This is a genomic window from Psychrobacillus sp. NPDC096623, from assembly GCF_044762655.1.
Classification (GTDB): domain Bacteria; phylum Bacillota; class Bacilli; order Bacillales_A; family Planococcaceae; genus Psychrobacillus.
This window is the reverse complement of the sequence record NZ_JBIWER010000008.1, coordinates 64,012-77,287: the sequence shown is the minus strand read 5'-3', so window position 1 is coordinate 77,287 and position 13,276 is coordinate 64,012. Positions and strand designations below refer to the sequence as shown.

Sequence of the window (13,276 nt, the reverse complement as noted above, 5' to 3'; positions counted from 1 at the left end):
GATTATAGTCTATTAAATTGAATGATAGTTTATACCATAGATTTGTAAAATATGTGATAGAAAGCCCATAAAATCCTAAGAATGGCCCATAAACCCGCCAAATTCCCCGATAATTCGAGCGATATCATATAAATAACTCATTTTAGCCCATAAACCCCTAAAGATAGCCCATACACACAACAAAAAAGAGCCATTCTAGTTTTCACCAGAATGGCTCTCCATACGTATTACACTAAAATTTCCCCATTAAACACACTCACTGCTGGACCAGTCATGTACACACCCTCATCGGTGTAGCGGATAACAAGGTCACCGCCTAATAGTTTTACCGTTATATCGGAATCCTTGTCGCAAAGCCCATTTAGAACTGCGGCTACTACTGCAGCACATGCTCCAGTTCCGCAGGCAAGAGTTTCGCCACTCCCGCGTTCCCAAACACGCATATGAATAGTGTCGCGACTTTCTACGGAGATAAACTCTGTATTGACACTTTCTGGGAAAAACGAATGATGCTCAAATTTTGGACCAATAAGGGCTAAATCTACTTGCATTGGATCATCTACAAACACTACACAATGGGGATTACCCATCGATACAGTTGTAATGTGATAAGTTTTGTTTTCCACTTGAAATGGAAATTTTATTAATGGGTTTGTTTCCTTAGATTGGACTGGTATTAGGGCTGGCTCAATAACAGCTTTTCCCATATCTACTTTTGCGGAAGTCATTTTGCCGTTTTCGATCAAGAGTTCAATTGTTTTTGTACCACTTAGTGTATCGATCGTTAACACATCTTTTGCAGCAATATTATTATCGTAAACGTATTTGGCGACGCAACGGATAGCATTTCCACACATTTTACCTTCACTGCCATCTATATTGAACATCCGCATCTTTGCATCTGCGTTATCGGTTGGACATATGAGTACAATCCCATCACCCCCAATACCAAAATGTCGGTCAGATATTTGCTTGCTTAACGTACTAGGATCGTCTATGTCATGCTCAAAACAATTAATATAAATATAATCGTTTCCACAGCCATGCATTTTCGTAAAAGGTATTTTCATTGATAACGTAACTCCTTTTATCGCAATTTTCTTATTTATCCCATTATAGCACAGGGTTCAATGAGAAAATATGTTAGGGAGTTTTGCTATTGAACGTGTCTCCACCTTGAATCGTACCGTTTTCATAGCCTTTATAAAACCAACCTTTACGTTGTTCAGATGTACCATGGGTGAAACTTTCTGGAACGACATAACCTCTTGCTTGTTTTTGTAGTGTGTCGTCTCCAACTGCGCTTGCAGCAGTTAAGGCTTCATCCAAATCTCCTTCTTCCAAATAGCCCATTCCTTGCGCATGCTTAGCCCATACTCCAGAGAAATAATCTGCCTGTAGCTCAAAGCGGACTAAGTATTTATTGAATTCTTCCTCACTTAGCTTCTGTCGAAGGGGCATTACTTGCTCAGTTGTCCCAAGTAATGTTTGGACATGGTGACCGACTTCATGTGCAATAACATAAGCCATAGCAAAATCTCCAGGAGCATTAAACTTTGTTTGTAGTTCCTGATAAAAGCTTAAGTCGATATATAACTTTTGGTCGCCTGGACAATAGAATGGCCCAACAGCTGCACCAGCTGCACCACAGGCAGAATTGACACTATCTGTATATAAAACTAAAGTTGGCTCGACGTATTCCATTCCGTTATCTTGGAATATTTTAGTCCATACCTTTTCTGTATCGGCTAATACAACGGAAACGAATTGAGAAAGTTCTTTTTCTTGTTCACTTTCTTCATAAGGGACCCCGTTTGATTGGTCTGTTGTACCCAGGTTACCCATAAGATCTTCTGGATTTCCTCCAAGTAACGAAACAATGATTACAATAATTAATCCTAAGCCACCGCCTACGCCAGCAATTGCTTTACCACCACCCATTCCACGACGATCTTCTACGTTGGAACTGCCTGTTCGACCTCTCCATTTCATCCCTCACACGTCCTTTTCTACATTGAGTTGTATGTATATTGTTTATACCCAATTATTTTAAAATTAGACATGCAAGAGGTGCGTATTGCTTTATAATGAATAAAAAGGGGGATTTGTCATGCTGAAAAAACCAAAAATGTTAAGAGCCGGAGACAAGGTGGCGACTATTAGTTTGTCATGGGGAGGGGCTGGCGAACCTGATTTACGGTGGAGATATGAGCAAGGTATAGATAGATTAAGAAAGGTGTTTGGACTCGAGGTTATCGCAATGCCAAACAGTTTAAAGGGTGGAAAATATTTATATGAAAACCCTGCAGCTCGAGCAGAAGACTTAATGAATGCATTTAAGGATCCTTCTATTAAAGCAATATTTTCTAATATTGGAGGAAGCGAAAGCATTCGATTATTACCTTATATTGATTTTGATGTGATTCGAGATAATCCAAAAATATTTATCGGTTATTCAGATTCTACTGTAACGCATCTATTCTGTCACAAAGCAGGAATATCTTCCTTTTACGGCCCAGCTATATTAATGGATTTCGCAGAAAATGTAGAGATGCATGAGTATACGGTAGAGGCGTTGAAAAAAGCATTGTTTACAAACGATGCAATAAGTGAAGTAAAGCCTGCACCAGAATGGACAAGTGAACGTCTAGAATGGATCATTGAAAATAAGGATAAAAAACGTAAGATGAATCCGAATAAAGGCTATGAACTCTTGCAAGGTTCTGGGGTAGTGCGAGGTAGATTGATCGGAGGCTGTATAGAAGTATTAGAATTTGCTAAGGGTACTTCACTTTGGCCAGCAGAAGAATATTGGAAAGACAGTATTTTATTTTTCGAAACGTCTGAGGAGCTACCTGCCCCTGGTCAATTAGAATATTGGCTACGTAATTATGGCACTCAAGGAATTCTCCAGCAGACGCAAGGTATAATTTTTGGTAAGCCTCAAAACGAGAAGTACTATGAGGAATACAAGGAGTCCATTCGTATAATCATGAAGGAGCTTTTCTTAGAGAACCTACCAGTTTTATATAACTTGAACTTTGGACATACAGAGCCTAAATTTGTGCTGCCATATGGGGCGATGGCAGAAATTAACTGTGAAAAAGTATCGTTTTCTATTTTAGAAAGTGGAGTGGAATAATCGATGTCTTCTTATATCGTTATAGGTGGGGGAATCCTAGGGGCATCTACTGCATACCATCTCGCTAAACGAAATGTGAAAGTCACGCTAATCGATCGGCAGGATAAAGGGCAGGCATCTGAAGCAGCAGCAGGGATAATTTGCCCCTGGATCTCTCAACGAAGAAACAAAAATTGGTACGCATTAGTTAAAAATGGTGCAAGTTATTATAAACAGCTAGTAAAAGAGCTAGAGAATCTAGGAGAAACTTCCACAGGTTATAAACAAGTGGGGGCTATTGCCCTTCAAAATGATCCAAAAAAACTACAGAAAATGCTGGAGCGAGCAATGGAAAAACGAGTGGATGCTCCTGAAATAGGTGAACTAAAACTACTATCACCATATGAAACGAAAGAGCGATTTCCCCTAATATCAGAGGACTTCACTTCGTTGTATGTGGAGGGCGCTGCTCGAGTGGATGGTGGGGCAATGCGTGACGCATTAATAAATGCTGCTAAAAAGCTAGGAGCAGAAGTTATTTATGGCAACGCCACATTTTCTAGGGGTGCTTTAGAAGTCGATGGTCAGCTAATGGAAGCAGATGCAATCGTGTTAACAACAGGTGCATGGGGCAATGAATTACCGCAGGAGCTTGATATAGACATGAAAGTTAGTTTTCAAAAAGCGCAAATTATGCATTTTCAATTGAAAGATCGGGACACAGGACAATGGCCGGTCGTGTTGCCACCTACAAATCAGTATTTATTAGCGTTTGAGGATGGTAAGGTTGTTGCGGGCTCCACGTACGAGGAGAACACAGGTTTTAATACAGAGGTGACAGAGGCTGGTAAACAAGAGCTACTACAGAGCGCTGTAAGTATCGCTAGTTCACTAAGTAGCGCTTCAATCTCCGAGGTTCGAGTAGGATTTAGACCCTATACTCCAGACTTTCTCCCTGTAATTGGAAAGTTACCTGGTTATGAGTCCGTTTATTTCTCCAATGGTTTAGGGGCATCAGGTTTAACAGCAGGACCATTTGTTGGTTCGGAGTTAGCAAGATTAATCTTAGGAGAAGAAACGGTTTTGGATTTAACGGAATATACATCAATATGAATAGCATAAAGGGGACGGGAGCATGAATTATTCACAGATAGAAGAAGTCAACGATATGAGTGTTGTGGAGGCTCTAGAGAAAAATCTAGCTATTATTCGATTTGATTTAGATCGTCGTGTTGCATATGTCAATGAAAACTTTGCAAGAGAGATGGGCTATTCGGTCAATGAATTAATGGGGAAGCAGCATAAAGAATTATGTTTTCCTAGGTTAATAAATCATCCTGATTATGAAAAGTTTTGGAACGATTTAATGGCTGGAAATGGCTTCAGTAATAAGGTGGAACGTAAAAGTAAACAGGGTAAAAGTGTCATGCTAGAAGCAACGTATATGCCCATTTTCGGTTCTGTTGGTCAGGTGTTAGGAGTCACTAAAGTTGCAACGAATGTAACAAAACGTCATGAAATTTTGATGAGTGTGACAGAGGAATTGAAAGAAATGTCGATGGATTTGAGTACGCGTGCAGAGGTTGGTACGAAAAGAAGTGAGGAATTACTTCAGCGAATTGATGAAATTGCCACTGGCTCCAAAGAAAATACGGAAACTTTGCAAAGCCTACAAGTACAAGCAGATTCAATCCGTGGAATCGTGCAAACTATTCGAGAAATTGCTGCTCAAACGAATTTACTTGCATTGAATGCCGCGATCGAAGCGGCTCGTGCTGGAGAGCATGGACGCGGGTTTAATGTTGTTGCACAGGAAGTACGTAAACTAGCGGGAAGAGTAGAGAACTCAATCGTAGAAGTACGTGAAAACATCGAAGGTATCGCGAAACAAGTGGAAAAAGTTACGAGTAGTAATAGCAGCTCTCAGGCAAGTATCGAAAAAAGTCAGGAAGAAATACGCTCCGCTTTAGAGGAATTCAAGGATATCTCCTCTGCAGCGACCAAATTAGAAGGTCAAGCTGTTGAATTTGTGAAGCTTATTTAAACAGCAGGAGTTTACAACATGTATAACGACCCTCTAATCATGCTAAACTAGATGAGATATAGGAGGTGCAAGGGTGAGTGCATATTTCATAGGCTACATTGAAATTGAACGACAAATAGATTTCTATTTTCAAATGAAGCAGGTTGAAAAGCAATTCGAACTTCGATTAACAATGGAAGGAATCATATCTGAGCGGCATACATTTAAGCTGCAGCATGTATATGATGTTTCACATAAACCTTTCTCGTTTGGAGGAGGTCTGTTATATCTTCATACAAACCAAGGTGTTTTTCCTTTTCAAATTCAGGAAAACCCTTCGAACTTTATACAAGGCTTTAAGTTATTAAAAACTGAACACTCTTGAGCATCTACGTTATGAATAGCGTAGATGTTTTTTTGAAAGAAGAGAAAGTATATAAAAATGTTCCGTGAACACTGGGTTCAAGGATTAGTAAGAATGAATAATCCTATGATTTCCGTTTCAGGTGGGTCACAAAGGCGTTGCCACCTCGTGTGGCAACACCTTTGTGACCACCATCCTGCTCCGCAGGGTGAGCGATGCTATCATCGTCGCTAACGCGTCGTTGTGATAGCTCATCTGTCTCACTCATCCCGCCGAAGTCGCCACCTTGCACTACAATCAATGAATGTGCGGTACTACACGAAAAGATTTGGCATAGCTTATCGCTATTATAAAAAAATTGGTCAAATTTTTAGTGATTAATTCAAATTACTTTTAATATTTTTGAATTAGAAATGCGATCCAATGATAGAAAAGAAAGCAAAATTTAATTTATACGATGAAGATAAAGAAAGACTGTTTATTATGTGATATTGTATCCAAATATCTGTTTAATCAATTGGACATGGGTGATTGTAGTGCAGGTCGGCGACTCCTGTGGGACAGCACGAGGGAGAGACTACAGGTCGAGCCGTGCCCACGGAAAGCGTCCGACCTTCGCTACAATCAATGGCAGATTTAGTTTTTTATTCTTAAAGAACCGGGCGTCTTTTGCTCGGTTTTTCTTATGGAGTGAGGCTCGGGGCCATAGGGTAAGTGCTCGAGCGGATAGAGCAAACTACCGAGCGTATACACCTTCACCGTATGGTTTCGACTGAATTTTAAGAATCATAGAACATATTGAAAGAGATTGTAAATGTTTTGTTGCGTGCTATAATAAAAAATATTCAAATAACAAAAACTCGTATAATCGCAGGGATATGGCCTGCAAGTTTCTACCAGCTTACCGTAAATAAGCTGACTATGGGTGGCGATGAGATATTTTGGTTATGACATTTTTGTCATAATCGATTTTATTTCGATTCGAATTTTTTAGCTCGAATGACATTGCTCCACTCCATATGTGAGTGGCTGCGATAGCATTCGAGCTTTTTGTTGTCCAAATAAAAACCGGAGAGGAACAAGCACTATGAAATTACTGAAAGATAGAATTATGGAAGATGGCAAAGTGTTATCGGAAAATGTATTAAAAGTAGATACTTTTTTAAATCACCAAATTGATCCAGCGTTGATGCAGTCTATTGGCAATGAGTTTGCAGCTCGTTACAAAGATGCAGGTATTACAAAAATACTAACGATTGAATCTTCTGGTATTGCTCCTTCCTTGTTTGCTGGTCTTACACTGGGAGTGCCAGTCGTATTTGCAAGAAAGCGAAAATCTCTTACGCTATCAGATAATTTGTTTACTTCTAAGGTGCACTCGTTTACAAAGGGAGAAACGAATGATATTTCCGTTTCAAAGGATTTTATTAACGAGAATGACACGGTGTTGATCATCGATGATTTCTTGGCAAATGGACAAGCAGTTTTAGGACTATTAGATATTCTGGGTCAAGCAGAAGCGATAACTGCAGGAGTTGGAATTGTTATTGAAAAAGGCTTCCAACCAGGTGGGAAGCTTATTCGTGAAAAAGGTATTCGTGTAGATTCGCTTGCAAATATTAAATCATTAATAAACGGCAAAGTAGAGTTTTTTGAGGAGGAAATAGTCAGATGAACAGTGCTCTAAAAAATACAGCCCTCGGTATTCAACATGTACTTGCAATGTACGCAGGAGCGATACTTGTACCATTAATAGTTGGGGGAGCACTCGGACTTACTTCAGAACAGCTTACGTATTTAGTAGCAATTGATATATTAATGTGTGGTGTAGCTACGATTTTACAAGTCGTGAGCAATCGATTTTTCGGTATCGGACTTCCGGTAGTACTAGGATGTACGTTCACAGCTGTCGGACCAATGATTGCTATAGGTGGAGAGTATGGAATTTCCTCTATCTATGGAGCAATTATTGTTTCAGGTTTAGTCGTTATAATAATAAGTGGATTTTTCGGGAAGCTAGTAAAGTTTTTCCCTCCAGTCGTAACTGGCTCTGTTGTTACTATTATTGGTATTACGTTAATTCCCGTTGCTATCAATAATATGGGTGGCGGACAAGGTTCACCAGACTTTGGTTCCCTATCCAATGTGCTATTATCATTTGGTACACTAATATTTATCGTTTTGTTATATCGTTTTTCTACAGGATTCATAAAAGCCATTTCAATTTTAATCGGGATTGTTGGAGGAACCATTGTAGCAGCGTTTATGGGGAAGGTTGATTTAACTCCTGTACGAGAGTCAGACTTTTTCCATATGATTCAGCCTTTTTACTTTGGTACTCCGACCTTTGAAATTTCTCCTATTATTACGATGACTCTAGTAGCTATCGTTTCTTTAGTAGAATCAACTGGTGTTTACTTTGCACTTGGAGACATGCTTGGAAAGAAAATAGAAAAAGAGGATTTAACGAAAGGCTACCGTGCAGAAGGTATAGCAGTCTTATTAGGAGGGATTTTCAATTCATTCCCTTATACGACGTTTTCTCAAAATGTAGGCCTTATGCAAATTTCTGGTATTAAAACGAAAACAGTTATATACATAACAGGTGCAATGCTGATTGTACTTGGCTTTATACCTAAAATTGCAGCTCTAACAACCATTATTCCTGCCTCTGTGCTAGGAGGAGCAATGATCGCTATGTTTGGGATGATTGTAGCACAAGGTATTAAAATGTTGAGTAAAGTGATATCGGACTCTGAGGATAATTCGATGATTATTGCATGTTCTATCGGTATAGGTCTTGGGGTAACAGTAGTTCCTGAGTTATTTGATGCACTACCTTCAAGCATGAAAATATTGACTAGTAACGGAATTGTTGCAGGAAGTATGACTGCAATTATTTTAAATATCATCTTTAATATGATTCCACGAAGAAAAAAATCATAATGTTTTAATTACTGCGAAGGAGATATTCCTTCGTAGTTTTTTATTATGGAATCCATAAACACAAAAGAAGTGTTTCTCATACTATAATATGAGGTGAGAAAATGCCAAGAGTAAAATATCGAAATGCGGACGTTGACTTAGTGGCAAGGATGATGAGAGCGGAAGGCGAAGGCGAAGGAAACCAAGGGATGTTATATATTGGGAATGTAATTGTTAATCGTGCTGTAGCAGATTGTTTAGATTTTCAAGATGTAAGAACAATTGAAGACGTCATTTATCAGGTGCAGGGAGGAAATTATTCTTTTGAAGCTGTTCAAAAAGGTAATTTATTTTATTCGCCTGCGAGAGAAAATGAAAGAAAGTTAGCAAGGCGAGTTTTGGAAAATTGGAGAGAACACCCAGCGAAATTTGCGCTTTGGTATTTCAATCCATATGCTCCATGCCCACCAACATGGTACGATCAACCTTTTACGGGTCAATTTAAACTTCATTGTTTTTATGAGCCGATTGCTGGAACATGCGATAGTGTTTATAGGGGCTAGCGATGTTTAATGAGAGCTTTACTACAAGAGTTAGTGTAGTAAAGCTCTATTTTTATTGGAATAAGAGAAATTAGTGTAAAGCTATTGTTAAATTTCAATAATTGTGAGGAAAGTCACTGTGGACTATATGCCTATTTGTTAGCATATATGTTAGTACTTACAATTTTGGAGGTGTAATAATGTTTAGGAAAAAACGAAATTCACCAACCAACAATCTGTTAGAAAATCCAGATGTGAAGTTGGAGGTTCGAGATAAAAAGATTCTCGTTCAGCTGCAGTTGATAAATTTCTCCGAAAAAGATCTTGCTAACCTTAAACAAATGGAGTCATTCATGCTCGCTTATATCCCACGAGCAGTAAAGAACTTCTACGATTCCCTCATGGCAAATGAAAATATAGTTGCTATTATCAATAAACATAGTTCGCGCAGTAGTTTAGAACAAACATTAATCACGCATACTGCGGAATGGTTTGCCGGCTTGTTAACCGATAATTACATAGAAAAACGAAAGAAAATTGCTAAAATGCATGTACATATTCAGCTAAAAACAAAATACTATTTAGGTGCATGCTATCAGCTTCAAAACAGTTTTGTCGAAAAAATACAATCAGCACATCTCCCTATCGAGACACAAATCCAGTTTGTATCGTCTTTGAGTAAAATCATAAACCTCGAGCAACAATTAGTTGTAGAGGCTTACGATAATTATGCTGAAGAACAAGCAAAGGAAAAAGAAGATGCAATAAAAGGTGCAATTAAAGAAACTTTAGGAAATATCGCTACCAGCTTAGAAGATCAATCAGGTGAAACAACGACCTCTGTAGGAGAGCTGATTGGAACGACCAAAGATTTGGAAATAGAAGTAGCAAAAGGTATTGAAACCTCTAATAGAACGATTGATATGGCTGAAGCGGGTAAGCATGTTATTCAGACATTAACTGGGCATTCGCAGGAAATATACGACAAATCGAAGTCGATGTCAGGTTTGATCGTAAAATTAAACCAGTCGTCTAATGAAATATTGAATGTTGTAAAAATAGTTAAAGATATAGCGATAAAAACAAATTTACTAGCATTAAATTCAGCAATAGAAGCAGCAAGGGCTGGAGAATATGGTAAAGGTTTTGCGGTAGTAGCTGAGGAAGTACGCAAACTTGCGGAACAAACAAAAAATTCGGTAGAGCAAATTGACTCACTAGTTGGTGACTCGAATAATGCACAACAGGAAGTAGTAAAATCTATTGAGGTTGTACAACGCTTAGCTAATATTGGCTTGAAAGAAAGCGATCGTACTGCCTCCACTTTAGAGAGTATTTCTACCATGATTCAAGAGCTAGCTTCCGAATCGGAGATAGTCGGCACCGAAATTAAAGACTTAACAATCGCAGTAGAGTCAATAGGTGCAGCATCCATTCAAATATTAGAGTCTACTAAACTTTTAGATGAGACGATTCAAATAATCTAGATTTGGGGATAATCGGTTGAATTAGGTATCAATATCACCTCACAAGCTGCGGTTCATTCATTAGTAAATTGTCTATTCCGAAAATCGAAATAATGTGATAGGATAGTCTAATCTATGAGTTGTGAGGAAAAGATAATGAGAATTAGAGATTGGGATCGTAGTTTGAAGGTCCGTTTGTTTGGAGAATTTTTTAGTAATTTGAGTTTTTGGATGGTATTTCCCTTTTTAGCAATCTATTTTGCTGATGAATTTGGGACGAGCATGGCTGGAATTTTACTGGTAGCATCGCAAGTATTTTCTGTTGGTGCCAATTTAATCGGAGGGTATTGTGCAGATAGATTTGGTCGAAGGACGATGTTATTTTTCTCTGCAACAGCAGAAGGGTTAGCATTTATTTTATTTGCTTTTGCGAATTCGCCTTGGTTAGACTCACCGATGCTTAGTTTTGTAGCATTTACGATTGCAGGTATGGCTGGTTCGTTATATCATCCTGCAAGTCAAGCGATTGTTGCGGATGTAGTACCAGAAAAAGATCGAAGCACCGTATTTTCAGTGTTCTATACATCCATTAATATTTCGGTAGTTATTGGACCTATAGTTGGGGCGGTATTATTCTTTAATCATCGTTTTGTGCTTTTATTGGTTTCTGGAATTATTTTCTGCTTGGTTGGATTGGCCATAAGATTTTTAACAGAGGAGACCTTACCTATTGAAGTACGGGCACAGATGGCACGCGGTTCGAATAATTGGGTTCAAGTAATCGTCAAGCAGGTTAAAGCTTACGGATTGATCGTGAAGGATAAAGTTTTCTTCTTATTTGTTATTGCTGGTATTTTGTTAGCACAAACATATATGCAATTGGATATGCTCATACCAGTTTATATGAAAGACGCTATTGATGAGCAGGTTCTGGGTAATTTGTTTAACAGAGAGTGGACAGTGACTGGTGAAGGTTCGTTCGGTATTTTACTTTCAGAAAATGGATTGTTAGTAGTGTTGTTTACTGTATTTGTCACGAGATGGATGACGAAGTATCCAGAGAAATGGGTGTTCTTTCTTTCCTCATTCTTATACGCAGTGGCCATGCTGATCTTCCCGATGACAGCGAACTTCTGGGTCTTTCTTATTGCAATGGGAGTTTTTACTTTAGGAGAACTAGCAACAGTTGGGCTTCAGGAAAGCTTTGTTTCAAAACTAGCTCCTGACGATATGAGAGGACAGTATTTTGCGGCGGCAAGTTTGCGCTATACAATTGGTCGTACAATTGCACCTTTAGTATTTCCGCTTGTCACATGGATAGGTTTTACATGGACATTTGTTATTCTAGCAGTTTTAGCATTACTGAGTGGATTTATCTATCTTCTGACTTTTAAAGAGTATAATAAACGAAAAAAAGAAATTGCTGTATAAATTGGACAAGGGGCGCTCTCATAATGAGAACACCCCTTGATTTTTTATAGGTATAACATAACTTTTGAATTTTAAATTTCATCCCGAAAAGCTCGGGGAATAATTTCCATGAAAGAGACACTTTCAATGCCGCGGTAAATTGTTCCACTGGTTGCCTTCTAACCTAAGCAACGTAAACCCTACCTTCTTTTACGTCCTTGCGACCCTGTAGCCGCTCCAGTGTGAATAAGTATTATCAAAAACACATATAGCAGAATGCCAATATCGAAAAACTATGTCGTACCAAATGTTAACTAAGCTATTATCTCATATCAATAAATAAAAGTCAAACATGGTCAATAATACCTGAGATAAAATGATATACTAGCTTAATCGAATACTAAGCGAAGCGGGTGTAAAAATGGAGCAGTGGGATATCTTCAATGAGTTCAGAGAGTGTACAGGAAAGACGTGGATAAGAGGAGAGAAAATGATAGCAGGGGACTATCATCAAGTAGTTCATATTTGGATTATGAATAAAAAAGGGGAATTTCTAATTCAGCAGCGTCAACCCTGGAAAGTAGGATGGCCGAATATGTGGGACTGTGCTGCGGCAGGTTCTGTGTTAATAGGAGAAACGAGTGAAATGGGTGCTATTCGAGAAGTGAAAGAAGAAATAGGGATTGAGTTACAAATGGAACATGCAGAGGTGTTATTCACTTTAAAGTTTTCTCGTGGTTTTGATGACCATTGGCTAGTAAAACAAGAAATAGATGTGGAGCATTTAAAATTGCAATACGAAGAGGTAGCAGATGCTAGATGGGCAACAGCATATGAAATAAATGAGCTTGTAGAAAGTGGGGATTTCATTCCCTATCATATTTTAGAACCCCTTTTTGAAATGAGTAAGTCATCCATTTCAATCAGAAAGGCTAGTTTATCCGATGCAGCAGAATTATTTGAGATACAAAAGAAGGTTTTCCAACCTCTATATGAAAAATATCAGGACCATGACACGAGTCCGGTTTTCCAATCGTTTGACAGGTTTACAGAACGCCTCCAAACAGGGGACTTCTTTAAAATCTATGAAAAAGGGTTGCTAGTAGGAAGTGTTCATGTCTATCCCAAGTCTCCAGGTTTTATGCGATTGCATATTATTAATATTCTCGAAGAGTTTCAAGGAAAAGGTATTGCACAAGAAGTGATGACCCGTATAGAAGGTATGTATCCACAGGCGATTAAGTGGGAGCTCGATACAATTAAGCAAGAACAGAGAAATTGCTATTTATACGAGAAAATGGGCTATGAGAATTCAGGCGATGAATGGAAGGTAAATGAACAGATGACGCTCATTCACTATACGAAAACGAATAATTTAAATCATTTGAAACCAATCTTATAAGTGCAGTAATTAAAATGGCTGGG

General features: G+C 38.5%; 12 protein-coding genes and 1 riboswitch. Of the genes, 10 read left to right on the top strand and 2 right to left on the bottom strand.

Annotation, left to right across the window (positions count from 1 at the left end; translation table 11 throughout):
* Positions 1–227: 227 nt before the first annotated feature.
* Together dapF and ypfJ are read right to left on the bottom strand one after the other, a co-directional pair.
* The gene (dapF, locus tag ACIQX2_RS17800; RefSeq protein WP_402853514.1) at positions 228–1,070 is read right to left on the bottom strand and encodes a diaminopimelate epimerase; all 843 of its coding nucleotides are present in this window, start codon (positions 1,068–1,070) and stop codon (positions 228–230) included.
* Positions 1,071–1,143: 73 nt separating this feature from the next.
* The gene (ypfJ, locus tag ACIQX2_RS17795; RefSeq protein ID WP_402853511.1) at positions 1,144–1,992 is read right to left on the bottom strand and encodes a KPN_02809 family neutral zinc metallopeptidase; all 849 of its coding nucleotides are present in this window, start codon (positions 1,990–1,992) and stop codon (positions 1,144–1,146) included.
* A gap of 118 nt (positions 1,993–2,110) precedes the next feature.
* Between ypfJ and ACIQX2_RS17790 the strand changes: the two genes are divergently transcribed.
* From ACIQX2_RS17790 to ACIQX2_RS17745, 10 genes are all read left to right on the top strand, one after another.
* Positions 2,111–3,142 carry a S66 family peptidase gene (locus ACIQX2_RS17790; RefSeq protein ID WP_402853508.1) on the top strand — a complete coding sequence of 344 codons (1,032 nt, stop codon included), beginning with the start codon at positions 2,111–2,113 and terminating at the stop codon, positions 3,140–3,142.
* Between the two features lie 3 nt (positions 3,143–3,145).
* On the top strand, positions 3,146–4,234 hold the full coding sequence (locus ACIQX2_RS17785; RefSeq protein WP_402853505.1) for an NAD(P)/FAD-dependent oxidoreductase: 1,089 nt from the start codon (positions 3,146–3,148) through the stop codon (positions 4,232–4,234).
* Between the two features lie 22 nt (positions 4,235–4,256).
* Positions 4,257–5,165, top strand: coding sequence for a methyl-accepting chemotaxis protein (locus tag ACIQX2_RS17780; protein ID WP_402853502.1), 909 nt, complete (start codon positions 4,257–4,259; stop codon positions 5,163–5,165).
* A gap of 73 nt (positions 5,166–5,238) precedes the next feature.
* Positions 5,239–5,529: a hypothetical protein gene (locus tag ACIQX2_RS17775; RefSeq protein ID WP_402853499.1), complete on the top strand. Its 291-nt coding sequence runs from the start codon at positions 5,239–5,241 to the stop codon at positions 5,527–5,529.
* An 819-nt stretch (positions 5,530–6,348) separates the two neighbouring features.
* Positions 6,349–6,450, top strand: a riboswitch (purine riboswitch).
* 145 nt (positions 6,451–6,595) lie between these two features.
* Positions 6,596–7,183 carry a xanthine phosphoribosyltransferase gene (locus ACIQX2_RS17770; protein ID WP_402853497.1) on the top strand — a complete coding sequence of 196 codons (588 nt, stop codon included), beginning with the start codon at positions 6,596–6,598 and terminating at the stop codon, positions 7,181–7,183.
* Positions 7,180–8,454: a nucleobase:cation symporter-2 family protein gene (locus ACIQX2_RS17765; protein ID WP_402853494.1), complete on the top strand. Its 1,275-nt coding sequence runs from the start codon at positions 7,180–7,182 to the stop codon at positions 8,452–8,454. The genes ACIQX2_RS17770 and ACIQX2_RS17765 overlap by 4 nt, the downstream gene beginning before the upstream one ends.
* Before the next feature lie 101 nt (positions 8,455–8,555).
* Positions 8,556–8,996 (top strand): cell wall hydrolase, encoded by a 441-nt coding sequence (locus ACIQX2_RS17760; RefSeq protein ID WP_402853491.1) that lies wholly within the window; start codon positions 8,556–8,558, stop codon positions 8,994–8,996.
* A gap of 179 nt (positions 8,997–9,175) precedes the next feature.
* Complete coding sequence (locus ACIQX2_RS17755; RefSeq protein ID WP_402853488.1) at positions 9,176–10,462, top strand: protoglobin domain-containing protein; 1,287 nt, start codon at positions 9,176–9,178, stop codon at positions 10,460–10,462.
* Positions 10,463–10,597: 135 nt separating this feature from the next.
* Positions 10,598–11,872: an MDR family MFS transporter gene (locus tag ACIQX2_RS17750; protein ID WP_402853485.1), complete on the top strand. Its 1,275-nt coding sequence runs from the start codon at positions 10,598–10,600 to the stop codon at positions 11,870–11,872.
* 400 nt (positions 11,873–12,272) lie between these two features.
* The gene (locus tag ACIQX2_RS17745; RefSeq protein ID WP_402853483.1) at positions 12,273–13,253 is read left to right on the top strand and encodes a GNAT family N-acetyltransferase; all 981 of its coding nucleotides are present in this window, start codon (positions 12,273–12,275) and stop codon (positions 13,251–13,253) included.
* The last annotated feature ends 23 nt before the right edge of the window (positions 13,254–13,276 follow it).